The organism is Pseudomonas citronellolis, assembly GCF_900112375.1.
Taxonomy (GTDB): Bacteria; Pseudomonadota; Gammaproteobacteria; order Pseudomonadales; family Pseudomonadaceae; genus Pseudomonas; species Pseudomonas citronellolis.
The window spans coordinates 100015-126335 of sequence record NZ_FOLS01000009.1 but is presented as its reverse complement, the minus strand read 5'-3'; the positions used below and the strand labels follow the sequence as shown (position 1 = coordinate 126335).

At 68.1% G+C, this 26321-nt stretch carries 19 protein-coding genes; 12 read left to right on the top strand and 7 right to left on the bottom strand.

Going from position 1 to position 26321, the window contains the following annotated elements; genetic code table 11:
* Window positions 1-120: 120 nt before the first annotated feature.
* From BM060_RS10785 to mfd, 3 genes are read right to left on the bottom strand one after another with little or no spacing between them, the layout of a single operon-like run.
* A complete protein-coding gene (locus BM060_RS10785) occupies window positions 121-3408 on the bottom strand; it encodes a DEAD/DEAH box helicase (protein ID WP_074979910.1) in 3288 nt (1095 codons plus the stop codon).
* 21 nt (window positions 3409-3429) lie between these two features.
* A complete protein-coding gene (locus BM060_RS10780) occupies window positions 3430-4083 on the bottom strand; it encodes a CsiV family protein (RefSeq protein WP_074979907.1) in 654 nt (217 codons plus the stop codon).
* Between the two features lie 10 nt (window positions 4084-4093).
* Complete coding sequence (mfd, locus tag BM060_RS10775; protein ID WP_074979904.1) at window positions 4094-7543, bottom strand: transcription-repair coupling factor; 3450 nt, start codon at window positions 7541-7543, stop codon at window positions 4094-4096.
* 139 nt (window positions 7544-7682) lie between these two features.
* On the opposite strand from mfd, the gene BM060_RS10770 reads away from it, so the two are divergent.
* Window positions 7683-9149 carry a glyceraldehyde-3-phosphate dehydrogenase gene (locus BM060_RS10770; RefSeq protein WP_074979902.1) on the top strand — a complete coding sequence of 489 codons (1467 nt, stop codon included), beginning with the start codon at window positions 7683-7685 and terminating at the stop codon, window positions 9147-9149.
* 118 nt (window positions 9150-9267) lie between these two features.
* On the top strand, window positions 9268-10668 hold the full coding sequence (locus BM060_RS10765) for an amino acid permease (protein WP_074979899.1): 1401 nt from the start codon (window positions 9268-9270) through the stop codon (window positions 10666-10668).
* 346 nt (window positions 10669-11014) lie between these two features.
* Here BM060_RS10765 and BM060_RS10760 read toward each other — a convergent pair whose 3' ends face one another.
* Window positions 11015-11695, bottom strand: a complete 681-nt coding sequence (locus tag BM060_RS10760) for a TetR/AcrR family transcriptional regulator (protein WP_074979896.1) — start codon at window positions 11693-11695, stop codon at window positions 11015-11017.
* A gap of 122 nt (window positions 11696-11817) precedes the next feature.
* On the opposite strand from BM060_RS10760, the gene BM060_RS10755 reads away from it, so the two are divergent.
* The 7 genes from BM060_RS10755 (at window position 11818) to sthA (ending at window position 21014) form a co-directional block, all read left to right on the top strand.
* A complete protein-coding gene (locus BM060_RS10755) occupies window positions 11818-12840 on the top strand; it encodes an HlyD family secretion protein (protein ID WP_074979893.1) in 1023 nt (340 codons plus the stop codon).
* Window positions 12840-14603, top strand: a complete 1764-nt coding sequence (locus BM060_RS10750; RefSeq protein ID WP_074979890.1) for an ATP-binding cassette domain-containing protein — start codon at window positions 12840-12842, stop codon at window positions 14601-14603. The genes BM060_RS10755 and BM060_RS10750 overlap by 1 nt, the downstream gene beginning before the upstream one ends.
* Window positions 14600-15721, top strand: a complete 1122-nt coding sequence (locus tag BM060_RS10745; protein ID WP_074979888.1) for an ABC transporter permease — start codon at window positions 14600-14602, stop codon at window positions 15719-15721. The genes BM060_RS10750 and BM060_RS10745 overlap by 4 nt, the downstream gene beginning before the upstream one ends.
* 1 nt (window position 15722) lies before the next feature.
* Window positions 15723-16838: an ABC transporter permease gene (locus BM060_RS10740; RefSeq protein ID WP_074979885.1), complete on the top strand. Its 1116-nt coding sequence runs from the start codon at window positions 15723-15725 to the stop codon at window positions 16836-16838.
* 12 nt (window positions 16839-16850) lie between these two features.
* Window positions 16851-18368, top strand: a complete 1518-nt coding sequence (locus tag BM060_RS10735) for an efflux transporter outer membrane subunit (protein WP_074979883.1) — start codon at window positions 16851-16853, stop codon at window positions 18366-18368.
* 63 nt (window positions 18369-18431) lie between these two features.
* Window positions 18432-19457: an FAD:protein FMN transferase gene (locus BM060_RS10730; RefSeq protein WP_074979881.1), complete on the top strand. Its 1026-nt coding sequence runs from the start codon at window positions 18432-18434 to the stop codon at window positions 19455-19457.
* Between the two features lie 162 nt (window positions 19458-19619).
* On the top strand, window positions 19620-21014 hold the full coding sequence (gene sthA / locus BM060_RS10725; RefSeq protein ID WP_074979879.1) for a Si-specific NAD(P)(+) transhydrogenase: 1395 nt from the start codon (window positions 19620-19622) through the stop codon (window positions 21012-21014).
* Between the two features lie 42 nt (window positions 21015-21056).
* Here the strand turns inward: sthA and BM060_RS10720 are convergent, their stop codons facing one another.
* The 3 genes from BM060_RS10720 to BM060_RS10710 are packed head-to-tail and all read right to left on the bottom strand — an operon-like array spanning window position 21057 to window position 22668.
* Window positions 21057-21779: a glycerophosphodiester phosphodiesterase gene (locus tag BM060_RS10720; RefSeq protein WP_009621382.1), complete on the bottom strand. Its 723-nt coding sequence runs from the start codon at window positions 21777-21779 to the stop codon at window positions 21057-21059.
* Window positions 21776-22093 (bottom strand): hypothetical protein, encoded by a 318-nt coding sequence (locus BM060_RS10715; protein WP_058488929.1) that lies wholly within the window; start codon window positions 22091-22093, stop codon window positions 21776-21778. Before BM060_RS10715 ends, BM060_RS10720 begins: the two co-directional genes overlap by 4 nt.
* Window positions 22090-22668 (bottom strand): PilZ domain-containing protein, encoded by a 579-nt coding sequence (locus BM060_RS10710; protein ID WP_074979876.1) that lies wholly within the window; start codon window positions 22666-22668, stop codon window positions 22090-22092. The genes BM060_RS10715 and BM060_RS10710 overlap by 4 nt, the downstream gene beginning before the upstream one ends.
* A gap of 135 nt (window positions 22669-22803) precedes the next feature.
* Between BM060_RS10710 and BM060_RS10705 the strand changes: the two genes are divergently transcribed.
* The 3 genes from BM060_RS10705 to BM060_RS10695 are packed head-to-tail and all read left to right on the top strand — an operon-like array spanning window position 22804 to window position 26000.
* Entirely contained in the window at window positions 22804-24057 is a 1254-nt protein-coding gene (locus BM060_RS10705) for a lipoprotein-releasing ABC transporter permease subunit (RefSeq protein WP_074979874.1), read from the top strand.
* On the top strand, window positions 24050-24733 hold the full coding sequence (lolD, locus tag BM060_RS10700) for a lipoprotein-releasing ABC transporter ATP-binding protein LolD (protein ID WP_074979872.1): 684 nt from the start codon (window positions 24050-24052) through the stop codon (window positions 24731-24733). Before BM060_RS10705 ends, lolD begins: the two co-directional genes overlap by 8 nt.
* Window positions 24734-24749: 16 nt before the next feature.
* On the top strand, window positions 24750-26000 hold the full coding sequence (locus BM060_RS10695; protein ID WP_074979871.1) for a lipoprotein-releasing ABC transporter permease subunit: 1251 nt from the start codon (window positions 24750-24752) through the stop codon (window positions 25998-26000).
* Window positions 26001-26321: the final 321 nt, after the last annotated feature.

Genomic DNA, 26321 nt, shown 5'->3' with positions numbered 1-26321 from the left:
GATCGCGGACAAGGTCCGCTCCTACAATGGAACGCCATGCCTCCCGGTGGGCTGTAGGAGCGGGCCCTGCCCGCGATTTCGCGCGCAGGGCGCGCTCCTACATGAGAATCGTGCGGCAGGTCAGGTTTTCGGCAGAGGGGCGAAGAGGGCGTCTATATCGCTGTCCTGCAGCTGCAGGCCGCCGTCCTTGCCTTCTTCCAATACGCCGGCCGCCAGCGCCGCCTTCCTTGCCTGCAACTGCTGGATCTTCTCTTCCAGGGTGCCGCGGGCGATCAGCTTGTAGACGAACACCGGCTTGTCCTGGCCGATGCGGTAGGCGCGGTCGGTGGCCTGCTGTTCCACCGCCGGGTTCCACCAGGGGTCGTAGTGGATCACGGTGTCGGCGGCGGTGAGGTTGAGGCCGGTGCCGCCGGCCTTCAGGCTGATCAGGAACAGCGGCACGCGGCCCTGCTGGAAGTCTTCCACCGGCTGGCGGCGGTCGCGGGTGTCGCCGGTGAGCAGGGCGTAGGGGATGCCGCGTTGCTCCAGCTCCGTCTGGATCAGTTCGAGCATCGAGGTGAACTGCGAGAACAGCAGCACGCGGCGGCCTTCCTCCAGCAGTTCGTCGAGCATTTCCAGCAGGCCGGCGAGCTTGCCCGAGCCTACCGCCGGCAGAGTGCTGTCCAGCAGGCGCGGGTCGCAGCAGACCTGGCGCAGCTTGAGCAGGGCTTCGAGGACCACGATGTGGCTGCGCGCCAGGCCCTTGCGCTGGATTTCCGCGCGGACCTTGCTGTCCATGGCCAGGCGTACGGTCTCGTAGAGGTCGCGCTGGATGTCGCTGAGTTCCACCCAGTGGGTGATCTCGCTCTTGGGCGGCAGTTCGCTGGCCACCTGTTCCTTCTTGCGCCGCAGCAGGAACGGCTTGATGCGGGCGTTGAGGTGGGCCAGGCGCTGGCTGTCGCCGGCCTTTTCGATGGGGTTGCGGTACAGGCGGGCGAAGCCGCGCGCATCGCCCAGCCAGCCGGGCATGATCAGGTCGAACAGCGCCCAGAGTTCGCCCAGGTGGTTCTCCAGCGGCGTGCCGGTCAGGCACAGGCGCTGGCGGGCGTCGAGCTTCGCCGCGGCCTGGGCCGACTTGCTGCTGGCGTTCTTCAGGTACTGCGCCTCGTCGAACACCGCCAGGTGCAGCGGCTGCCGGCTCAGCGCCTCGATGTCCCGCGGCAGCAGGGCGTAGGTGCTGAGCAGCAGGTCGTACTGGCCAAGCTCGTCGAAGCCCTTGTGGCGGTCGCTGCCGTGCAGGGTGAGCACGCGCAGGTCCGGGGCGAAGCGCGCGGCCTCGTCCTGCCAGTTGGCCACCAGGCTGGTGGGCATCAGCACCAGGGCCGGGCGGTCCAGGCGCCCGGCGCGCTTCTCCGTGAGGATGTGCGCCAGCACCTGCAGCGTCTTGCCCAGGCCCATGTCGTCGCCGAGGATGCCGCCCACCTCCAGTTCGCGCAGCGCCTGCATCCAGGCCAGGCCCTGAAGCTGGTAGGGGCGCAGTTCGGCTCGCAAGCCCGCTGGCGCCGCGCAGGGCTGTTGCTGGTGGCCGCGCAGGCGCTTGGCGAAGCGCAGCAGGCGCTCGCCGCCCTGCCAGTGCAGGGGATGTTCGTCGAGCGGGGCGAGCAGGCCGGCGTCGGCGCTCGACAGGCGCAGGCTGGCGTCGTCCCGCTGCGCGCTGGCCAGCAGCAGGCCTTCGAGGAGCTGGAGCATGGCCTGCACGCGCGCCAGGGGCAGGCTCACGCTCAGGGGCTTGCCATCGGCCCGGCGGCGGGCATCGAGGCGGATCGGCAGTTCGGCACCGGCGCCGCCATGCAGCGCCGCAGGGCGATGGCGGATCAGTTCCAGCAACGGTTGCAGCAGGCTGATCTGCTGGCCGTCGACCACGATGCCCAGTTCCAGGTCGAACCAGGCGTGGCCGGGCTCTTCGTCGATGCGGGCGTACCAGTCCTCGACCTCGCTGAAGTCGAAGGGGAAGTCCGCGTCGATCTCGACCTCCCAGCCCTGGGCGCGCAGCTCCGGGAGCTGCCGGACGATGCGCGCCCATTGCCCGTCGTCGGTCGGTCGGTAGCAGTCGTAGCGGCTTTCCAGGCCGTGGGACGTTGCGCCCTTGTCGAGCTTCCTCAGGCCCAGGCGCTGCAGGACCTTGCGCAAGGCCTGCTCGGCCTTGGGCTGGCGCTCGACGACGACGAAGGCACCGTCCTCCAGATAGCGGACCGGCTGGCCGCTGCGCGCCGGCCCGTGCACGCGCTCCTTGCCATAGGCGAATTCGAGGCAGGCCTGGTGCTTGTCGCGGTCGCCGAAGATGTGGTCGCTCAGGGTGCTCAGCCGCAGGTGCGGCACCGGCTGCACGTCATCCAGCCGGCGTTCGCCGGTGGAGACCGGCAAGGGCGCGGTGGGCGCCAGTTCCTTCAGTTGCAGGGCGAATAGCGTGGCCTGCTCCGCCGGTACCGGCGGGGCGCTCAGCAGGTAGCCGGCCAGGGCGTCGGGCAGGTCGTGGCGCAGGGGCCCGGCGCGCCGGCCCTGGCGGTCGACGTACCAGGGCGGCGTCAGTTGCGTCAGCAGTTGCGGGCGGGGCTCGGCGTCGGTTTCCCAGGCGATGGCGTAGCAGTTGTCCTCGCGGTAGTGCCAGGCGAGCCGGGCGGGTAGCTCCGGCCCCGGCTGCAGGCGGCTGGAGAGGTCGTCGAGTTCGAGGAACAGCTGCCCGCTGCGCAGGAGCAGCGCCAGCAGCTCGGCGCCATCGCTGCCTTGCAGGAGCACTTCGTTGTCGTGGGGCTGCACGCCCGCGGCGCCCAGCGCACGCATCAGGATCGGCCGGTCCTGCTCGGCGACGCCGCGGCCCAGGGCCAGGGCGATCGACTGGATGCGCGGGTAGCCCAGGGGGCGGCCGTCCTCGCCGTACGCCGCGGTATGGATGAACACCCGGCCGCTCTTCATCAGCCGGTAGTGCAGGGGCGCGCTGTACGCTTGCCGGGCTGCCGGCTGCGCCTTGAGTGTCGCGGGCAGCTTCTTCAGCCAGGTCTGCAGCAGGGGTGACAGGTTGCTGGCGGGCTGGCTGACTGGCGGCGGCGCGGGCGGAGGTGGCGACGGCGTGGCAGCGGAGGCCGGCTGTTCCTCCAGCAACTGCAGCAGCGCCGCCACGCAGTGCTTGCAGTCGAAGCCGACCGGGCAGTCGCACTGGCAGTCGAGGGTGTCGCCGCTGCGGGAGAAGCTGATGCGCTGGCGGTAGCGGTTGCCGCCCGAGCCCTGGCACAGGCTGTCCAGCGTACGCTCGGTGAGGCGGCTGAGTTGCACCCGGCCCTCGCGGGCGTAGGCCTCGCCGCGCACCAGGGTGACGGCGGGGAACAGGCGGCGCCAGGGGATGCGTTGCAGGTGTTCGGCGAACGGAACCATGGCGCGGCCTTCAGGGCGGGTTTACTGCTGGTCGGGCTCGCTCGCCGGCGGGGCGTCGAAGCCGCCGTTGGCCGGGGCTTCCGGGGCGGGCTGTTGCGGTTGCCCGGCCGGCGCCTCTTCCTGCATCTCCGCCGGCGGCGGGGTGGTCGGCTTGGCGTTCAGCGGGCTGACGCGGATCAGCATGCCCAGGCTGGGGTGGTCGAGGTAGGCCAGCACGTCGTTCTTCAGGCTGACGTCCTGGACCATGTGCTGGCTGTTGGCGAGCAGGCCGTCGGCGCCGAACTGGTTGATCCAGAAGTCCACCTGGGTGTCGACGAAACGCTGCTGGCGCAGGCTGATGGTGCCTTCCACGGGGAAGTGGTCGTCCTGCTGGCGGCCTTCGCTGAGGGCGATCTTCACCGGCGTGTCGCCGATGGACTGTTTCCAGGCCTTGTGCATCAGCACGTGGTAGCCCTGGGTCTGGGCCAGCTTGTTGGCCTGGGCGTCCATCGCCGTCGGCCGGCGGCTGTCCTCGCCCAGCGGCTGGGCGCCCTTGGCCCAGTCGTCGGGCGCCGGCTGGCTGGAGTAGACGACGTCGCCTTCCTGCTGGAACAGGATCAGTTCGACCTGGTAGAGGTCGTCGGCGAAGCTCGCCGGGGCGATAAGGGCAAGCAGCAGCGGCAGGTAGCGGAACATACTGGTCCTTTCAGGATGCGTTGGGCGCGAGGCGCTCGAACAGCGCCTCAAGGGTGTTGAAGCGTTCTTCCGGGCGCTCCATGGGCACCTGGAACTTGAACAGGGTCGCGCCTTCGAACTTGTAGCGGTTCGGCTGGCTCTGGATCAGCTTGATCAGCACCAGCGGGTCGACGCAGGTATCGGCGGCGAATTCTACCCGGCCTCCCTGGGGCCCGGCATCCACCTTGACGATGCCGAGCTTCTCCGCCTGCAGTTTCAGGAGTGTCAGACGCACCAGGTTCTTCGCCGGGTCGGGCAGCAGGCCGAAGCGGTCGATCATCTCCACCTGCAGTTCGCGCAGGCCGTCCTCGTCCAGCTGGTTGGCGATGCGCTTGTAGAGGATCAGCCGTGCGTGCACGTCGGGCAGGTAGTCCTCGGGGATCAGCGCCGGCACCCGCAGGTTGATGTCCGGGCCGCCGCCCAGGGGCTGCTCCAGGTTGGGCTGTTCGCCCTTGCGGATGGCCTTGACCGCGCGTTCGAGCATTTCCATGTAGAGGGTGAAGCCCACCGCCTGGATCTGCCCGCTCTGGCCTTCGCCGAGCAGCTCGCCGGCGCCGCGGATCTCCAGGTCGTGGGTGGCCAGGACGAAGCCGGCGCCCAGGTCCTGGGCGTTGGCGATGGCCTCCAGGCGTTTCTCGGCGTCGGGCGTCATCTGCTTGCGCGGCGGCGTGAGCAGGTAGGCGTAGGCCTGGTGGTGGCTGCGGCCGACGCGCCCGCGCAGCTGGTGCAGCTGGGCCAGGCCGAACTTGTCGGCGCGCTCGATGAGGATGGTGTTGGCGCTGGGCACGTCGATGCCGGTCTCGATGATGGTCGAGGCCACCAGCACGTTGAAGCGCTTGTGGTAGAAGTCGCTCATCACCCGTTCGAGGTCGCGTTCGTGCATCTGCCCGTGGCCGATGCCGATGCGCGCCTCGGGCACCAGTTCGGCCAGGTCGCGGGCGCACTTCTCGATGCTCTTCACCTCGTTGTGCAGGTAGTAGACCTGGCCGCCGCGCAGCAGCTCGCGCAGCAGCGCTTCCTTGATCACCGCTTTCTGTTCTTCCATGACGAAGGTGCGCACCGACAGGCGGCGCGCCGGCGGCGTGGCGATGATCGACAGGTCGCGCATGCCGGCCACGGCCATGTTCAGCGTGCGCGGGATCGGCGTGGCGGTGAGGGTGAGGATGTCCACCTCGCTGCGCAGGGCCTTGAGCTGCTCCTTCTGGCGCACGCCGAAGCGGTGTTCCTCGTCGATGATGACCAGGCCGAGGTTCTTGAACTTGACGTCGCCCTGCAGCAGCTTGTGGGTGCCGATGACGATGTCCACCTTGCCTTCGGCGAGCTGGCCGACCGCGCCTTCGACTTCCTTGGCGGTCTTGAAGCGGCTCATCACCTCGACGTTCACCGGCCAGTCGGCGAAGCGGTCGCGGAAGCTGTTGTAGTGCTGCTGGGCGAGCAGGGTGGTGGGCACCAGCACCGCCACCTGCCTGCCGCTGTGCACGGCAACGAAGGCGGCGCGCATGGCCACCTCGGTCTTGCCGAAGCCGACGTCGCCGCAGACCAGGCGGTCCATCGGCTTGTCGGCGAGCATGTCGGCCACCACGGCGTCGATGGCCGCCTGCTGGTCCGGCGTCTCCTCGAAGGGGAAGCCGGCGGAGAAGGTGGCGTAGTCGGCCTGCGGGTCCTTGAACGCATAGCCCTTGCGCGCGGCACGGCGGGCATAGATGTCGAGCAGTTCGGCGGCGACGTCGCGGACCTGCTCGGCGGCCTTGCGCTTGGCCTTCTGCCAGGCTTCGGAGCCGAGCTTGTGCAGCGGCGCCAGGGCGTCGTCGCTGCCGGTGTAGCGGGCGATCAGGTGCAGGTTGGCCACCGGCACGTAGAGCTTGGCCTCGTCGGCGTACTGCAGGGCCAGGAATTCGGCGCTCTGCCCGTCGATCTCCAGGGTGATCAGGCCCATGTAGCGGCCGACGCCGTGGTCGATGTGCACCACCGGCGCGCCTTCGCGCAGCTCGGTGAGGTTCTTGATGACGTTCTCGCCGCCGTCGCGGGTCTTCTCGCGGCGCCGGCGCTGCATCACGCGCTGGCCGAACAGCGGGCTCTCGGCGATCAGCGCCACCTCGTCCTGCAGCAGCAGGCCGTCGTCCAGCGGCGCGATGGTGATGGCCAGGCGCTCGGGCTGGGCGAGGAAGGCCGGCCAGCCGTCCACCTCGCCGGGGCGCAGCTTCAGCCGCGCCAGCAGTTCCAGCAGCACCTCGCGGCGCCCGGCGGATTCGGCGCTGAACAGGATGCGCCCGGGGAATTCCTCGATGAAGCGGCGCAGCTTGGCCAGCGGTTCCGTGGCCTTGGCCTCGATGGCCAGGTCCGGCAGCGGCTCGGCGGGGAAGCTCTCGCGGCCGACGCCCGGCTCGACGGGCTCGGCGCTGACCACCACGCGCGGCCAGTTCTTCAGGCGGGCGAAACAGTCCTCCACCGGCAGGAACAGCTCGGCCGGCGGCAGCAGCGGCCGCTCGGGGTCGTAGCGGCGGTCCTCGTAGCGGCTGCGCACGTCGTTCCAGAACTGCTCGGCGGCCTGCTCGATGCCCGGCAGGGAGAACACCTGGGTGTCCTGCGGCAGGTAGTCGAACAGGGTGGAGGTCTCGCCCTCCTCGAAGAACAGCGGCAGGTAGTACTCGATGCCGGCCGGGGTCAGGCCGCTGGCCAGGTCCTGGTAGATCGGGCAGCGCCGGTAGTCGACGTCGAAGCGCTCGCGGAAGCGCGCGCGAAAGCCGGCGACCGCCTCCTTGCGCAAGGGGAACTCGCGCGCCGGCAGCAGGCGGATGCTCTGCACCTTGTCGATGGAGCGCTGGTTCTCCGGGTCGAAGGTGCGCAGCGTCTCGATCTCGTCGTCGAACAGGTCGATCCGGTAGGGCTGCTCGCTGCCCATCGGGAACAGGTCGATGAGCGCGCCGCGCACGGCGAACTCGCCGTGTTCGTAGACGGTGTCCACGCAGCGGTAGCCGGCGGCTTCCAGGCGCAGGCGCATCTGCTCGACGTCGAGCTTCTGGCCGACGTCCAGCACCAGGCTGCTGCCCAGCAGGAACCTGGCCGGCGCCAGGCGGTGCAGGGCGGTGCTGATCGGCACCACCAGCACGCCGTGCTTGAGACCGGGCAACTGGTAGAGGGCGGCGACGCGCTGGGAAATGATGTCCTGGTGCGGCGAGAACACGTCGTAGGGCAGGGTTTCCCAGTCCGGCAGCTGCAGCACCGGCAGGTCCGGGGCGAAGAAACGCAGCTCCTGCTCCAGCCGTTCGGCGTTCTGGCTGTCGGCGGTGAGCAACAGGGTGAATCGTTTCGCCTGGGTGGCGGCCTCGGCGATCGCCAGGCTCAGGGCGGCGCCGGGCAGGTTGCCCCAGGTTTGCTTGCCGGCTGCGGCCGGCAAGGCGGGAATACGCAATACGGACACGGGCGTAGCGGGCTCCGGTCGGAAATTTGACCGGGTGGATTGTAACTATCCCGATTGACGGCTGTCAGTCTTTGCAGCGCTGCAGATTGCCGGCGATGGCCTGCACCGTCATAATGTAGCCCCTTTTTTCTTCTCCTACATGTGGAAGGTAATGCCCGTGAATCAGAAGCCCGACCAGTGTCTCGGTGAGTGGATCGATCGTGAAGCCCTCGCGGAAGCCATGATTCCGCTGATCGGCCAGCTCTACCGCAACAACAACGTGGTGACCTCGATCTACGGCCGTGGCCTGATCAACCGTTCGGTGATCGACATCCTCAAGGCTCACCGTTTCGCCCGCCACCGCCTGGCCGACGAAGCCGAGCTGTCGGTCCACGACACCTTCCCCATCCTCAAGGCCATGAGCGACCTGAAGCTCGGCGCAGCTTCCGTCGACCTGGGCAAGATGGTCGCCAAGTTCAAGGCCGAGGGTAACGGCCGCAGCATCGAGCAGTTCACCAAGGACGAGCTGGCCGACGTGGTCGGCAAGCAGAACGGCGCCGCCCGCGAAGGCACCGACGTCGTGCTGTACGGCTTCGGCCGCATCGGCCGCCTGCTGGCGCGCATCCTCATCGAGAAGACCGGTGGCGGCGACGGCCTGCGCCTGCGCGCCATCGTCGTGCGCAAGGGCGCCGAGAACGACCTGGTCAAGCGCGCCAGCCTGCTGCGCCGCGACTCCGTGCATGGCAAGTTCGACGGCACCATCACCATCGATGAAGCCAACAACACCATCACCGCCAACGGCAACCTGATCCAGGTGATCTACTCCAACGATCCGTCCTCGGTGGACTACACCCAGTACGGCATCAAGAACGCCCTGCTGGTCGACAACACCGGCAAGTGGCGCGACGCCGAGGGCCTGGGCCAGCACCTGAAGTGCGCTGGCGTCGACCGCGTGATCCTCACCGCCCCGGGCAAGGGCGCGTTGAAGAACATCGTCCACGGCATCAACCATGGCGAGATCACCGCCGACGACAAGATCGTCTCCGCCGCCTCCTGCACCACCAACGCCATCGTGCCGGTGCTCAAGGCAGTCGATGACCAGTACGGCATCGTCAACGGCCACGTCGAAACCGTTCACTCGTACACCAACGACCAGAACCTGATCGACAACTTCCACAAGGGCAGCCGCCGCGGCCGCAGCGCTCCGCTGAACATGGTGATCACCGAGACCGGTGCCGCCACCGCCGCCGCCAAGGCCCTGCCGGTGCTGAAAGGCAAGCTGACCGGCAACGCCATCCGCGTTCCCACCCCGAACGTGTCCATGGCCATCCTCAACCTGAACCTGAACAAGTCGACCTCCCGCGAGGAGATCAACGAGTACCTGCGCCAGATGGCCATGCACTCGGACCTGCAGAAGCAGATCGACTTCGTCAGCTCGCAGGAAGTGGTCTCCACCGACTTCGTCGGCTCCCGCCACGCCGGCGTGGTCGATGCCGAAGCCACCATCTGCAACGACAACCGCGTCGTGCTGTACGTGTGGTACGACAACGAGTTCGGCTACAGCTGCCAGGTGGTCCGCGTGATGGAAGAGATGGCAGGGGTCAACCCGCCGGCCTTCCCGCGCTGATTCACGCCTGAAAATCGAAAACGGGAGCTCTCGGGCTCCCGTTTTTCGTTAGTCTTCGCGCTTACCCCGCGCACCATAACGATAAAAATGCCAACCCCCTCTACCGAGGAACCCCGCAATGGATGGACACCCCCATCTGCATGAAGGCTCGCTCAAACGCGGCCTGAAGAACCGCCACATCCAGCTGATCGCCCTGGGTGGCGCCATCGGTACCGGCCTGTTCCTGGGCTCGGCCGGTGTCCTGCAATCCGCCGGCCCGTCGATGATCCTCGGCTACGCCATCGGCGGCTTCATCGCCTTCCTGATCATGCGCCAGCTCGGCGAGATGATCGTCGAGGAGCCGGTCGCCGGTTCCTTCAGCCACTTCGCCCACAAGTACTGGGGCGGCTTCGCCGGCTTCATGTCCGGCTGGAACTACTGGGTGCTGTACATCCTGGTCGGCATGTCGGAACTGACGGCGGTCGGCAAGTACATCCAGTTCTGGTGGCCGGAGTTCCCCACCTGGGCCACCGCGGCGGTGTTCTTCGTGCTGATCAACGCCATCAACCTGTTCAACGTGAAGGCCTTCGGCGAGACCGAGTTCTGGTTCGCGATCATCAAGGTCGCCGCCATCATCGGCATGATCCTGCTCGGCATCTGGCTGCTGGCCAGCGGCCACGGCGGCCCGCAGGCCTCGGTGAGCAACCTGTGGAGCCACGGCGGCTTCTTCCCCAACGGCATTTCCGGCCTGGTGATGGTCCTGGCGATCATCATGTTCTCCTTCGGTGGCCTGGAGCTGGTGGGCATCACCGCGGCTGAAGCGGCGGAACCGAAGAAGGTGATCCCCAAGGCGATCAACCAGGTGATCTACCGCATCCTGATCTTCTACATCGGCGCCCTGGCCGTGCTGCTCTCGCTGTACCCGTGGGATGCGCTGCTGCAGAGCATCAACAGCTCCGGCGACCCGTACAGCGGCAGCCCCTTCGTGAAGGTGTTCTCGCTGCTGGGCAGCGAAGTGGCGGCCAACGTGCTGAACTTCGTGGTGCTGACCGCGGCGCTGTCGGTCTACAACAGCTGCGTGTACTGCAACAGCCGCATGCTCTTCGGCCTGGCCGAGCAGGGCGATGCCCCGCGCGCCTTCGCCAAGGTCGACGACCGCGGCGTGCCGCTGCTGGCCATCGGCGTCTCGGCCTTCATCACCCTGGCCTGCGTGGTGGTCAACTACGTGATCCCGCACCAGGCGCTGGAGCTGCTGATGTCGCTGGTGGTGGCGGCGCTGGTGATCAACTGGGCGATGATCAGCCTGGCCCACCTGATGTTCCGCCGCGCCAAGAACCGCGAGGGCGTACGCACCAGCTTCCGCGCCCTGTGGTACCCGTTCAGCAACTGGCTGTGCCTGGCCTTCGTGGTGTTCATCCTCGGCATCATGCTGCAGATCCCGGGTATCGACGTGTCGGTGTACGCCATCCCGGTGTGGGTGGTGCTGATGGGCATCTGCTACCTGGTCAAGCGCAAGGGCGAGGCACGGGCTACCGCCTGATCCCGCCAGCGCTGGACGAGAAAGGGCCGCATTCCTACCGGGGTGCGGCCTTTTGGTTTCCAGCGGCGGATAACCGCGAACGGTTATGCGCCCTACGTCATGGTTGGGCATTGCGTAGGGCGGATAACGCCTACGGCGTTATCCGCCGTTTGACCGTGATTCCAGGCGCGTTCCGGGTTCGAACCCGGAGCACCTGTTCCCGGGCACTCCGGGCCCGACCCGCCATGGCGATGGGTATCGCTTCGCTCAACCCATCCTACGAAAAGCCGTGCTTCCTGGAACCGTAGGAGCGGACTCCGTCCGCGATGGGCCCCACCGGCGGCGCTGTAGGCCGGCCAGCGCCGTACTACACCCGCCCGTCGCGATAATCCCGCGCCACCGCCTCCAGCCCGGCCTGGGCGAACAGCTGCAGGTGGCGGGCGAGGTCTTCCGGCGGCTGTTCGAACAGGCCGGTCAGCGGCGTGGGGATTTCCCGGCTGATCACCTGCAGCGTCAGGTAGGGCGCTATCACGCTGAACAGGCAGCGCAGCAGCGCCGGCTCCTGGGCGGGGATGCCGGTGACCTCGCCGAGCAGCGCCAGCACCAGGCGCACCTTGGGCATGGCCTCCTGGTCGATGAGTTCGGAGAGGAAGGGCGAGGGCGTCAGCAGCTCGCGGGCCCACAGGCGTGCCTGCCAGCGCTGGCCGTTGGCGACGTTGAGGGTCAGCGCCCCGATCAGGCCGGCGAGCTTGTCGCGGGGCGGGCGCTCGTTGCGGGTCAGCTGTTCGAGCTGGTCGTAGCTGATCAGGTGCTTGTGCATGTCCTGCAGCACCGCGCGGTAGAGCCCGTCGCGGCTGCCGAAGTGGTAGTTCACCGCGGCCATGTTGCACTGCGCGCGCTGGCAGATGGCCTTGCTGGTGGTGTCGGCGTAGCCACGCTCGGCGAACAGTTCGCCGGCCGCCAGGAGAATGCGCTGGCGGGTGGCTTCGCCGTCCTGGCGGGGCGCACGTTGCGGCGCTTGGCGGGGCTTGGGAGGAGAGCTAGGCATGACGGCACCCTGCTGGATCAGGTGTAGCAGACTAAAGCCTGCATAGATCAAATTCAAATTTGAATTACTGGTCTATGCTTGTATGCTTGTTTCTCGTCGCCACTGGCTAGCGGGTCGTCATCATGCGCAAGAAGCTCATCGTTGTCCTGGCATTGCTCGCCGTAGCAGGCCTGGGAGCCTGGTATTACTTCCACTCGAAGGCCGAGCAGGGCGGCGACCTGGTGCTCTACGGCAACGTCGACATCCGCCAGGTGTCCCTGGCCTTCACCGGCAGCGAGCGCATCGCCGAGATGCGCGTGGAGGAGGGTGACGCGGTCAAGGTCGGGCAGGTCCTGGCCAGCCTCGACAGCCGCACCCTGAAGCTGCAGATCGACCAAGCGCAGGCGCAGATCGCTGCCCAGGAAGCCAACGTCCTGCGCCTGCACAACGGCTCGCGCCCCGAGGACATCGACCGCGCCAAGGCCCAGGTGGATGGCGCCAGGGCCCAGGTCGAACTGGCCGGCATCCAGCTGCGCCGCCTGCAGGGCATCCGCGCCAACAGCCCCGGCGGGCGCGCCGTCAGCCAGCAGGACCTGGACAACGCCAGCGCCCAGCTGAAGGTCGACCAGGCCCAGTTGGAGGATGCGCAGAAGTCCTTGCGCCTGGCGAAGATCGGCCCGCGCGCCGAGGACATCGCCCAGGCCGAGGCCCAGCTGCAGGGCGCCCGCGCCCAGCTCGCGCTGCTGCAGCACAACCTCGACGAAACCCAGCTGCGCGCCCCGCAGGACGCCACGGTGCGCTCGCGCCTGCTGGAGCCGGGCGACATGGCTTCGCCGCAGCGCGCGGTCTACGCCCTGGCCATCACCGATCCGAAGTGGGTGCGGGTGTACGTCAACGAAACCCAGCTCGGCCACATCAAGCCGGGCATGCGCGCCAGCGTCAGCACCGACAGCCATCCTGAGCAGCCAGTACAGGGGCACGTCGGCTACATCTCCGACGTCGCCGAGTTCACCCCCAAGGCCGTGCAGACCGAGGAGCTGCGCACCGCGCTGGTCTACGAGGTGCGGGTGATAGTCGAGGACAAGGACAACCGCCTGCGCCTGGGCATGCCGGCCACGGTGCGCATCGCCGAGGGCGACCAGGTACGCGACGGGAAGGCCGACTGATGGACCTGGTGATAGACGCCCGCGGCGTCGCCAGGCAGTTCCTGGTCAAGGAATCCGGGCAGATCGTGCAGGCCCTGTACGGCCTCGACCTGCAGGTGCGCAAGGGCGCGCTGACCGCGCTGGTGGGCCCGGACGGCGCCGGCAAGACCACCTTCCTGCGCCTGGTGGCCGGGCTGCTGCGCGCCGACGGCGGCGAGCTGGAGGTGCTGGGCATCGACGTCAAGGCGCACCCGCAGCGGGTGCAGGACCTGATCAGCTACATGCCGCAGCGCTTCGGCCTCTACGAGGACCTGAGCGTGCAGGAGAACCTCGACCTCTACGCCGACCTCCACGGCGTTGTTGCGGAGCAACGCCGCCAGCGCTTCGAGCGCCTGCTGGAGATGACCGACCTGGCGCGCTTCACCGACCGCCCGGCGGGCAAGCTATCCGGCGGCATGAAGCAGAAGCTCGGCCTGGCCTGCACCCTGGTGCGCTCGCCGCAACTCCTGCTGCTCGACGAACCGACCGTGGGCGTCGACCCGCTGTCGCGCCGCGAGCTGTGGGAGATCGTCCAGCAACTGGTGCAGGAAGAAAGCCTCAGCGTGCTGCTGACCACGTCCTATATGGACGAAGCCGAGCGCTGTTCCGAGGTGTACCTGCTGCACCAGGGCCAGTTGCTGGCCCAGGGCCTGCCCGAGGACATCCGCCGCCACGCCGACGGCCTCTGCCGCGTCGCCGTGCCGCCGGCCGACCAGCCGGCGCGCAAGCTGCAGGCGCGGCTGCTGGACGACCCGCAGCTGATCATCGACGCGGTGCCCCAGGGCGGCGAGGTGCGTTTCATCCGCCAGCGCGATGCCGATGAAAAACGCCTGGACGAACTGCTCGACGGCGCCCCGGTACGCGAGGTGGAAGCGCGCCTGGAGGATGGCTTCATGGTCCTGCTGCGGGCCAGGAGCGGCGCCGAGCAGGTGGACACCGAAGCGCTCAAGGCCGCCGCGCCGGGCAGCACCTCCGACAACGGCGGGGCGGTGATCGAAGTGAAGGACCTGGTGCGCAAGTTCGGCGACTTCACCGCGGTGGACCGCACCAGCTTCAGCGTGGCCCGCGGCGAAATCTTCGGCCTGCTGGGGCCCAACGGCGCCGGCAAGACCACCACCTTCCGCATGCTCTGCGGGCTGCTGCCGGCGTCTTCCGGCAGCCTGCAGGTGGCCGGCGTCAACCTGCGCCACGCCCGCGCCCAGGCGCGCCGGCGCATCGGCTACGTGTCGCAGAAGTTCTCGCTGTACGGCAACCTCTCGGTGCGCGAGAACCTGCAGTTCTTCGGCGGCGCCTACGGCCTGGCCGGCAAGCAGCTGGGGCGGCGCATGGACGAGGTGTCGCGGCAGTTCGACCTTTCCGGCCACGAGGGCGAGCCCGGCGGCCAGCTGCCCGGCGGCTACAAGCAGCGCCTGGCCATGGCCGTGGGCCTGCTCCACGAGCCGGAAATCCTCTTCCTCGACGAACCCACCAGCGGCGCCGATCCCCTGGCCCGGCGCGGCTTCTGGCAGCGCATCACGGCGCTGGCGGCCGGCGGCACCACCATCATCATCACCACCCACTTCATGGAAGAGGCCGAGTACTGCGACCGCATCGTCATCCAGGACGCCGGGCGCATCCTCGCCATGGGCACGCCGCAGCAGGTGCGCGAGCAGGCCGGCGGCCAGGGCGCCTCGCTGAACATGGAGCAGGCCTTCATCGAGATCGTCGAGCAGGCCCGCCAGCACCAGCAGGAGGCGCACGCATGAGCGGTTCGTTCTGGCGCCGGCTGCTGTCGTTGACGCGCAAGGAAGTGCGCCAGCTGCTGCGCGACCACAGCAACCTGATGATCGGCATCGGCCTGCCCATCGCGCTGATCCTGATCTTCGGCTACGGCCTGTCGCTGGACGTGCGCCACAGCCTGGTGGCGGTGGTGCAGGACGACCCGGCGCCGCAGTCCCGCGACCTGCTCGCCAGCATCAGCGACTCGGAATACCTGCGGCCGCTGCCGCTGAAGTCCTTCGAGGAGGGCCGGCGCATGCTGGAGTCGCGCCAGGCCGACGCCCTGGTCTATCTGCCCGCCGACTTCAGCCGCCGCCTGCAGGACGGCAACGCCCAGGTGCTGGTGCTGGTGCAGGGCTCCGACGCCACCCGCGCCTCGGGGGTGAGCAACTACCTCAACCAGGCCCTGGCGCTGTGGGGCGAGAAGCAGGCGGCGCGCAACGCCGGGCTGCAATCCGGCGGCGTGCGCATCGAGCAGCGCATGTGGTTCAACGCCGCCAACACCAGCACCTGGTACCTGGTGCCGGGGCTGATCGTCCTCATCATGACCCTGGTGGGCGCCTTCCTCACCGCGCTGGTGATGGCCCGCGAATGGGAGCGCGGCACCCTGGAGGCGCTGTTCGTCACCCCGGTGCGCTCGGTGGAAATCCTCCTGGCGAAGATCATCCCCTGCTTCCTGGTCGGCCTGCTGGGCCTGGCGCTGTGCCTGCTGGCGGCGCGCCTGCTGTTCCACGTGCCGATCTACGGCTCGCTGCTGGCGCTGCTGGTCAGCTCCATGCTCTACCTGTTCGTCGCCCTGGGCATCGGCCTGCTGATCTCGGCGGTGACCAAGAACCAGTTCCTCGCCAGCCAGATTTCCCTGCTCGCCAGCTTCCTCCCGGCGATGATGCTCTCGGGCTTCATCTTCGACCTGCGCAACGTGCCCACCGCCGTGCGGGTGGTCGGCAACCTGCTGCCGGCGACCTACTTCATGGAACTGGTGAAATCGTTGTTCCTGGCCGGCGACTTCTGGCCGCTGATCATCCGCAACTGCCTGATCCTCGCCGGCTACGCCGTGGTCCTGCTGGGCCTGGCGCGCCTGGCCACGCGCAAGAGGCTGGACTGAGATGGGCGCCTTCGCCGAATTCCTCCGCCGCCTGGCCAACCTCTGGCGCAAGGAGCTGCTGGTGATCCTCAAGGACCCGGCCAACCGCATCGTGCTGCTGGCGCCGGTGCTGATGCAGAGCCTGCTGTTCGGCTATGCGGTGACCTTCGACCTCAACGACGCGCCCTACGCGCTGCTCGACCAGAGCCACAGCGAATCCTCCCAGCGCCTGGCCAACCGCCTGGACGGCAGCGGCATCTTCCACCGCGTGGCGACCCTCCGTGCGCCGCGCGACATCGCCAGCGTGATCGACGCCGAGAAAGCGCTGCTGGTGATCCAGATTCCCGCCGACTTCGAGACGCGCCTGACCCGCGGCGAGCCGGCGCCGCTGCAGGTGATCCTCGACGGACGCAACTCCACCACCGCCGGCGCCGCGGCAGCCGGGCTGGCCAGCGTGGTCAGCGACTTCAACCGCGAGCGCGGCCTGGCCCAGGCGCCGCTGAACGTGGTCACCCGCGCCTGGTACAACCCCAACCTGGAGACGCGCTGGCCGCTGATCCCGGCGCTGATCGCCTCGTTGAGCATGCTGCAGACGCTGCTGCTCTCCGCGCTGTCGGTGGCCCGCGAGCGCGAGCAGGGCACCTTCGACCAGTTGCTGGTGACGCCCTATTCGCCGATGGAAATCATGCTCGGCAAGGCCCTGCCGCCGATCCTCATCGGCCTGGTGCAGGCGTCCCTGGTGCTGCTGATGGCGCTGTTCTGGTTCCGCATCCCCATGGCCGGCTCGTTGTTCGACCTCTACGGCGGGCTACTGATCTTCATGGTTTCCTGCGTCGGCCTGGGCCTGTCGATCTCGGCGGTGTCGCTGAACATGCAGCAGGCGATGCTCTACACCTTCGTGCTGATCATGCCGCTGATGCTGCTCTCGGGCCTGGCCACGCCGGTGCGCAACATGCCCGAGGCGCTGCAGATGGCTACGTACATCAACCCGCTGCGTTTCGCCATCGACCTGATCCAGCGCATCTACCTGGAAGGCGTGGGCCTGTTCGAGGTGGCCCATGACCTGTTGCCGATGCTGGTGGTGGCGAGCGTGACCCTGCCGCTGTCCGCCTGGCTGTTCCGCAATCGACTCGCCTGACCGGAGGCCACCATGCCGTCGTCGCCCAATCCCTACCTCCTCCTGCCGCTGCTGCTGGCGCTGGGCGCCTGCGCGGTGGGGCCGGACTACCAGGCGCCGCAGCCGCAGGCCCCGGCCGACTGGCGCGCGGCCCATGCCGGCGATGCTGCGTTGCTGGGGGCGGGGCGGGGCGGCCGGGCCATCCCCGCGCAGTGGTGGACGCAGTTCGCCGACCCGGCGCTGGACTACCTGCAACGCCACGCCACGGCGGCCAGCCCGGACCTGCAGAGCGCCGCCCTGCGCTTCGCCCAGGCGCGCATGCAGCGGCAGATGGTCGCCGCCCAGCGCGGGGTGAACGTCGACGGCAGCGCCGACGTGCAGCGCCAACGACAGAGCGAACGCGGCGCCAGCGCACGGATGATCTCCAGCCTGGCGCCGGGCGACAGCGACGAGCTGGTGAAGACCCTGGCCCAGCCCTTCACCCTCTACGAAGCCGGCTTCGACGCCTCCTGGGAAATCGACTTCTGGGGCCGCGTGCGCCGCTCCATCGAGGCCGCCGACGCCCGCGTCGAGCAGCAGCGCGCCTTGCTGGAACAGGCGCGGCTGCTGGTCGCCAGCGAAGTGGCGCGCGGCTACTTCGAGCTGCGCCGGGTGCAGCAGCAGATCGCCGTGACCCGCGAAGACCTGCGCGTCACCGAGGAGTCCCTGGAGCTGGTGCAAGCCCGTGCCGACGGCGGCCTGGTGGACGACTTCGACCTGGTGCGCCAGCGCAGCCAGTTGGAAGAGCTGCGCTCGCGCCTGCCGCAGTTGCAGGCGGCCGAGAGCCAGGCGATCAATCAGCTCGGCGTGCTGGTCGGCGCGCAGCCGGGCGAGCTGCAGGCGCAACTGAAGACACCGCCCGCGCAGCCCGCCGCCTTGCCCGACCTCAGCCCCGGCCTACCCTCGGAAGTGGCGCGGCGGCGCCCGGACATCCGCGCCGCCGAAGCGCAATTGCACGCCGCCACGGCCAACATCGGGGTGGCGGTGGCCGAGCTGTACCCGAGCATCCGCCTGGGCGCCAGCTTCGGCTATTCCTCCTTCGAGAGCGGCGACCTCTCCGACTGGGGCAGCCGCCAGTGGGCGGTGGGGCCGAGCCTGAGTGTGCCGATCTTCGACAACGGCCGGCGCCGTTCCCAGGTGACCCTGCGCAAGCTGGAACAGCAGGAAGCCGCGGTGAACTACCAGCAGACCGTGCTCAAGGCCTGGCAGGAAGTCGACGACGCCCTCAGCGGCTACGGCGCCGAGCGCCAGCGCAATGCCCAATTGCAGGCACGGCTGGGCAGCGCCGGGCAGGCCTACGACATGGCCAAGGCGCGCTATGCCGGCGGCATGACCGATTTCCTGGTGGAGCTGGATGCCCAGCGCAACTATCTGCAGGCGCGCCGCGACCTGGTGGACAGCGACGGCCAGCTGCGCCTGGACCTGGTGGCGCTGTACAAGGCCCTGGGCGGCGGCGCGCCGCTGGAGGGCGGTGATTCGGTCAACGAACCTTTACCGCCTGGGCAACAGTAAGCCCCGCCGTTTCCGGTAGAATGTGCGCCGCCCGTGCCGGGGCAGGGGAATGGAGGTGGCGCGTTGCGAGGCATCTGGCTGTGCTTGGGGCTGTTGGCGTTGGCCGGTTGCGGCGAGCGTGTCGAGCGCTTCGGCGGCCCGACCATGGGCAGCAGCTATTCCGTGCAGTACCTGCCGACGGCGCAGAGCCCCGCGCCGCAGCGCCTGCAGGCGGAGGTCGAGGGCATTCTCGGCGAGCTCGACCGGCAGTTCTCCACTTATCGCGACGACTCCGAGGTCTCGCGCTTCAACGCCTTGCCGGCCGGCGCCTGCCAAGCCATGCCGATCGAGCTGGTGGAACTGCTGCGCTACGGCAACGAGCTGTCCGAGGCCAGTGCCGGCGCCTTCGACCTCACCGTCGAGCCGCTGATGAACCTCTGGGGCTTCGGCCCGCAGTCCCGTGGCGAGCTGGTGCCGGCGCCCGACGCGCTGGAGCGCGAGCGGGCGCGCGTCGGTTACCGCCATGTGCGGGTGGACGGCAGCCTGGTGTGCAAGGACGTGGCAACGCAGCTGGACTTCGACAGCATCGTCGCCGGCTACGCGGTGGACCGCGTTAGCCAGCGCCTGGTCGAGCTGGGTGTGAAGAATTACCTGGTGGAGATCACCGGCGAACTCAAGGCCGTGGGCCACAAGCCCGACGGCTCGCCCTGGCGGGTGGCGCTGGAGGTGCCCAGCGGTGAACGCGAGCGCAGTGTGGCGCGCTCGCTGGCGGTGGACGGCTACGGGGTCTCGACCTCGGGTGACTACCGCAACTATTTCGAGGAAGGTGGGCAGCGCTACTCGCACACCTTCGACGCGCGCAGCGGCACGCCGGTGCGCCACAGGCTGGCGGCGGTGACCGTGGTCGACCGCTCGACGCTGCACGCCGACGGGTTGTCGACCCTGCTCATGGTGCTGGGCCCGGACGAGGGCTACCGCTATGCCGAGCAGCACGGGCTGGCCGCCTGGTTCGTCGTGCACCAGGGGCAGGGCTTCGCCATGCGCGCCACACCGCGCTTCGCCGAGCTTTTCCCGGACCCGGCGCGGCCCGGAAAGCCACATGAAATGTAGTGATGGCAAAATTCGCCTACCGCACGACCAAGCGCTAATGTGCAGCAATTTGTCGCGCGGCTAAGCTGCCAACATCGATTCGATCGGCTCCCGGTGCCAGGCGCGCCGGGACTTTGCCGGAAGCGCCACAGGGGCGCCCCGGCCTGTTCTGAAGGAGTACGCATGGCTGTCTACAACTACGACGTGGTGATTCTCGGCACGGGCCCGGCGGGCGAGGGGGCGGCGATGAACGCCTCCAAGTACGGGCGCAAGCTGGCGGTGGTGGACAGCCGTCGCGTGGTCGGCGGCAACTGCACGCACCTGGGCACCATCCCGTCCAAGGCACTGCGTCACTCGGTGAAGCAGATCATCGAGTTCAACACCAACCCGATGTTCCGGCAGATCGGCGAGCCGCGCTGGTTCTCCTTCCCCGACGTGCTGAAAAGCGCCGAGAAGGTGATCAACAAGCAGGTCTCTTCGCGCACCGGCTACTACGCACGCAACCGCATCGACATGTTCAACGGCACCGCCAGCTTCGTCGATGAGCGTACCGTCGAGGTGGTGACCCCCAGCGGCGCCGTGGAGCGCCTGGTCGCCGACCAGTTCGTCATCGCCACCGGCTCGCGCCCGTACCGTCCGGCGGACATCAACTTCAACCACCCGCGGGTCTACGACAGCGACACTATCCTTTCGCTGAGCCACACCCCGCGCCGCCTGATCATCTACGGAGCCGGCGTTATCGGCTGCGAGTACGCGTCGATCTTCAGCGGCCTGGGCGTGATGGTCGACCTGATCGACACCCGTGACCAGTTGCTCAGCTTCCTCGACGACGAAATCTCCGACGCCCTGAGCTACCACCTGCGCAACAACAACGTGCTGGTGCGCCACAACGAGGAGTACGAGCGCGTCGAGGGCCTGGACAACGGCGTGATCCTGCACCTGAAGTCGGGCAAGAAGATCAAGGCTGACGCCTTGCTGTGGTGCAACGGCCGTACCGGCAACACCGACCGTCTGGGCCTGGAGAACATCGGCATCAAGGTCAACAGCCGCGGCCAGATCGAGGTGGACGAGAACTACCGCACCTCGGTGTCGAACATCTACGCCGCCGGCGATGTGATCGGCTGGCCGAGCCTGGCCAGCGCCGCCTATGACCAGGGCCGCTCGGCCGCCGGCAACATCGTCGAGCAGGACAGCTGGCGCTTCGTCAACGACGTGCCCACCGGCATCTACACCATCCCGGAGATCAGCTCCATCGGCAAGAATGAGCACGAGCTGACCGCGGCGAAGATTCCCTACGAAGTGGGCAAGGCGTTCTTCAAGGGCATGGCCCGCGCGCAGATCTCCAACGAGCCGGTGGGCATGCTGAAGATCCTCTTCCACCGCGAGACCCTGGAGATCCTCGGCGTGCACTGCTTCGGCGACCAGGCCTCGGAGATCGTCCACATCGGCCAGGCGATCATGAACCAGCCGGGCGAGCTGAACACCCTGAAGTACTTCGTCAACACCACCTTCAACTACCCGACCATGGCCGAAGCCTACCGCGTAGCGGCGTTCGACGGCCTCAACCGGCTTTTCTGAAATACCCCGACCGGCGGCCTGAGCCGGCCGGGGGCGACCCGCTCAGCGATTCCCGAGCGTGGCAGTGGCCAAACCGGGAAAGTCTGTAATCAGGCTGTCCACGCCGAAGTCGGCGAGCCGGCGCATCAGCGCCGGTTCGTTGACCGTCCACACCGACACGTGCAGCCCCTGCTTCTGCGCCTTGAGCAGCCGCTCCGGGGTGCACAGCGTCCAGTTCAGCGCCAGCAGCTCGCAGCCATAGTTCGCCGCCACCTTCAGCGGATCGAGCCAGGCGTATTCGGCCACCAGCCCGCGGGACAGGTCCGGCGTCAGCTGCTGCAGCGCGCGCAGCACGGTGCGCGAACTGGAGGTCACGGTGATGCGCTCGCGCAGGCCGAAGCGCCCGACCAACTGGTGGATGGCCTGCACGGTGCGCGCCGCGCGCTCGCGCGAAGCGCTCTTCACTTCCAGCTGCCAATGCTCGAACTCGCAGCGCTCGAACAGCTCGGCCAGCCGCGGGATGGGGCAGGGGCGCACCCAGCCCGGGCCGCCCTGGCGCGCGTCGTAGGTGACCAGGTCCTCGGCCAGTTGCTCGGACACCTTGCCGCGGCGCCCGGTGGTGCGCTTGAGCGTCGGGTCGTGGATCACCATCAGTTCGCCGTCGCGGGACAGGTGCAGGTCCAGTTCGCAACGCGTCACGCCGTGCTCCAGGCAGCGCTGGAAGCTGGGCAGGGTGTTTTCCGGCGCTTCGCCTTTGGCGCCGCGATGGCCATAGATGAGAGTCACTGGGGCTCCTTGGGAGAGGAAGGGATCGGGTTCTGCGGGCGATGCGCGCGAACTGCGTCGACCACGTGATCGTATTCGAAATAGACGCTGAATTCGCGGTAGTCCCAGCGGGTGATCGGCGGGCTGCCCACGGCCGGGTGCTCCTCGTCGGGCAGGCCGAAGCGCTCCAGCACGGCGCGCCGGCTCTCGCCGCGGGCGGGCAGGGCGATGCTGGCGTCGCCCTGGGCGCCGACGGGGATTTCCAGGGTGTCGGCCGCGGCCGGCAGGGCCATGCCCAGGCACAGCAGCAGGAAAGGGATGTGCAGGGCCTTCATGAGTCGTCGCGGTCCTTCGCCTGGCGCCGTTCGGCCGCCTGTTTCTGCAGGATGTGCCGGGCCAGCAGCTGGCGCTGCGGCTCCTCGAGGTTCTCGAACAGGGTGCCGATCTCGTATTCGCCCAGCCCGCGCGACTCGCAATGGGTGACCCGCGCGCGCAGGCTCAGGCCCAGGGCCTGGGGCAGCAACACCAGCCTCAGCGCCAGCAGTTGGCCGGCGAGCAGGGGCTCGGGAGCGGTGAAGGCGATGCCGCCCTCGGAGAGGACCACCGGCTGCGCCGGGCCGACCTGCTCCAGCAGCCCCTGGGCGAGGGCGCCGGCCACCAGGTCCAGGCGCTTGTCGAGCAGCTTCAGGTAGCTGGCCAGGGGGCGGTCGCGCTCGGCGATCTGCCGCAGCAGGTGCTGCGCCTCCACCTCCAACAGGTGCAGGTCGCCGAGCAGGTTGAACAGCGGCGAATCATCCTGTAACGCTTGCGCCACCTGCTCCGCGTCCTCCGCAAGAGGGCGAAATTCCAGTGCGAGGCGATCCTCGATACGGTAGTATTCGCGGCGGTCATCCGCGTCTGGAGTGGACATGGCGAACCCACGGCGGCAGTGATGGTCTGAGTGTAAAGCCGCCCGCCGTAGCTCGCCACAACGGCCTCCGCAAACCCTTGCGCGGTAGCGGACGCCGGCCGGACCGACGCCCCAATCCCCTGACAACGGCCCCACATGTTCAGACCTCTTTCCGTCTATATCGGGACGCGCTACACCCGCGCCAAGCGCCGCAGCCACTTCGTTTCCTTCATCTCCCTGACTTCCATGATCGGCCTGGCGCTCGGCGTCATGGTGATGATCGTGGTGCTCTCGGTGATGAACGGCTTCGACCACGAGATGCGCACCCGGGTGCTGGGCATGGTGCCGCACGCCACCGTCGAGGCCTACCAGCCGATCGACGACTGGCGCGGCCTGGCCACGCAGATCAAGGCGCAGCACCCCAACGTGCTGGAAGTGGCGCCCTTCATCCAGATGCAGGGCCTGCTGAGCAACAACGGCGTAGTGCAGAAGATTCTCATCAACGCCGTGGACCCGGCCGAGGAAGGCAAGGTCTCGATCATCGGCGACTTCTTCAGGCAAGGCAGCCTGGCCAGCCTCAAGCCCGGCGAGTTCGGCATCATCATCGGCGACAAGGCCGCGGCCAACCTGGGAGTGAAGGTCGGCGACAAGGTCACCTTCGTCGCCCCCGAGGTCTCGGTGACCCCCGCCGGCATCTTCCCGCGCATGAAGCGCTTCACCGTGGCCGGCATCTTCCACGTCGGCGCCGGCGAGCTGGACGGCTACGTGGCCATGACCCACGTCGAGGACGCCGCGCGCATGCAGCGCTTCAAGGACGGCGAGGTCCAGGGCCTGCGCCTGAAGCTCGACGACCTGTTCCAGGCGCCGCGCACCGCCTGGGAAATCGCCCAGACGCTGAAGGGCAACGACTTCTACGCCCGAGACTGGACGCGCACTCACGGCAACCTCTACCAGGCCATCCAGATGGAGAAATCCATGATCGGCCTGCTGCTGCTGCTGATCGTCGCGGTGGCCGCCTTCAACATCATCTCCACCCTGGTCATGGTGGTCACCGACAAGAAGTCGGACATCGCCATCCTCCGCACCCTGGGCGCCACGCCGGGGCAGATCATGGCCATCTTCATGGTCCAGGGCAGCGTGATCGGCGTGATCGGCACCCTGATCGGCGGCGTGCTCGGCGTGCTCGCGGCGCTCAAGGTGAGCGACGCCATCGCCCTGCTGGAGCGGCTGATCGGCCACAAGTTCCTCAGCTCGGACGTCTACTTCATCGATTACCTGCCCTCGCAGCTGATGCGCGAGGACGTGATCCTGGTGTGCGCCGCCGCGCTGATCCTGAGTTTCTTCGCCACCCTGTATCCGGCCTGGCGTGCCGCCCGCACCCAGCCCGCGGAGGCCCTGCGTTATGAGTGACAAGACCGTCCTGAGCTGCCGCAACCTGCGCAAGAGCTATGAGGAGGGCCCGCAGTCGGTCGAGGTGCTGGTCGACGTGCAACTGGAGCTGTTCCCCGGCGAGCGCGTGGCCATCGTCGGCAGCTCCGGCTCCGGCAAGAGCACCCTGCTGAACATGCTCGGCGGCCTCGACATCCCCAGCAGCGGCAGCGTCTGGCTGGCCGGCGAGGAGCTGTCGGCGCTCAACGAGAAGCAGCGCGGCCTGCTGCGCAACCGCGCGCTGGGCTTCGTCTATCAGTTCCACCACCTGCTGCCGGAATTCACCGCCCTGGAGAACGTCTGCATGCCGCTGCTGATCGGCCGCACGCCGATCCCCGAGGCCCGCGAGCGAGCCGCCGCGCTGCTGGAGCGGGTGGGCCTGAAACCGCGCCTGCAGCACAAGCCGTCCGAGCTGTCCGGCGGCGAGCGCCAGCGCGTGGCCATCGCCCGCGCGCTGGTCAACCACCCGCAGTTGGTGCTGCTCGACGAGCCCACCGGTAACCTCGACCAGCACACCGCGCATTCCATCCAGGAGCTGATGCTCGAACTGTCGCAGTCGCTGCAGACGGCCTTCCTGGTGGTGACCCACGACCCGCACCTGGCGCAGCAGATGGACCGCGTGCTGCGCCTGGAGGACGGCCGCCTGATCGTTGCCTGATCGAGCCGCAGACGCCATGTTCAGACCCTTATCGATCTTCGTCGGCACCCGCTACACCCGGGCCAAGAAGCGCAACCACTACATTTCCTTCATCTCCCTGACCTCGATGATCGGCCTGACCCTCGGGGTGCTGGCGATGATCGTGGTGCTCTCGGTGATGAACGGCTTCCAGAAGGAAATGCGCTCGCGCATCCTCGGCATGGTGCCCCACGCCGTGCTGCAGAACGCCGACGGCAAGCCGCTGGCCGACTGGCAGGCGGTGGCCGCCGCGGCCTCGAAGCAGCGCGAGGTGGTTGGCGCGGTGCCCTACACCGAGCTGGACGGCATGCTCTCGTTCAAGGGCATGATGCAGCCGATCGAGGTGGACGGCGTCGACCCGGCCCTGGAGCCGAAGGTCTCGATCATCGGCTCGCACATGGTCCAGGGCAGCCTGGACGCGCTGAGGTCCGGCGAATCCGGGGTGGTGATCGGCGAAATCACCGCGCGGCGCTTCCACGTCAACGTTGGCGACAGCCTGCTGCTGATCGTTCCCGAATCCACCTCCGCAGCCGGTGGCGTCACCCCGCGCATGCAGCGGCTGAACGTGGTCGGGGTGTTCAAGGTCGGCGCCGAGCTGGACGGCACCCTGGCGCTGGTCCACGTCGACGACGCCGCGCACCTGCTGCGCTGGGAGCCGGGCCAGGTGCAGAGCGTGCGCATCGCCCTGAAGGACCTGTTCCAGGCGCCGGAAGTGGGGCAGCGCATCGCCGCCGACCTGGGCCCGAGCTTCCGTTCGGTGGACTGGACGCACACCCAGGGCAGCCTGTTCGGCGCCATGAAGATGGAAAAGACCATGATCGGCCTGCTGTTGCTGCTGATCGTTGCGGTGGCGGCCTTCAACATCATCGCCACGCTGATCATGGTGGTGGCCGACAAGCGCACCGACATCGCCATCCTCCGCACCCTGGGCGCCACGCCGGGGCAGATCATGACCATCTTCATGGTCCAGGGCACGGTGATCGGGGTGATTGGCACCCTGGTCGGCGGCATCCTGGGCGTGCTGGCGGCGTTCAACGTCACCGCCATCGTCTCGGCGATGGAGAAGGCCCTGGGCACCCACGTGTTCAGCTCCGACGTCTACTTCATCAACTACCTGCCCTCCGACGTGCAGGTGACGGACGTGGTGCTGGTGTGCTGCGCGGCCTTGCTGATGAGCTTCCTCGCCACGCTGTACCCAGCCTGGCGGGCGGCCAAGACGCAGCCGGCCGAAGCGCTGCGCTACGAATGAACGAAGCCGCCCCGAGGGGCGGCTTCTTCTTTTCGTAGGATGGGTTGAGCTTGCGATACCCATCGGACCATGGTGATGGGTATCGCTTCGCTCAACCCATCCTACGGGGGGCGTGTTTGCCGGAGGATGTAGGAGCGGGCCCTGCCCGCGAAATCGCGCGCAGGGCGCGCTCCTACGGGGGAATGGCATAGGTGGGGCAGCGTAGGAGCGGATCTCATCCGCGAGCCGCGCCGATACCTCCGGCTATCGCGGACAAGGTCCGCTCCTACGAGGGAATGCCATGCCTCCCGGCAAATTGTAATTGCTACCCGGCATTCTGTA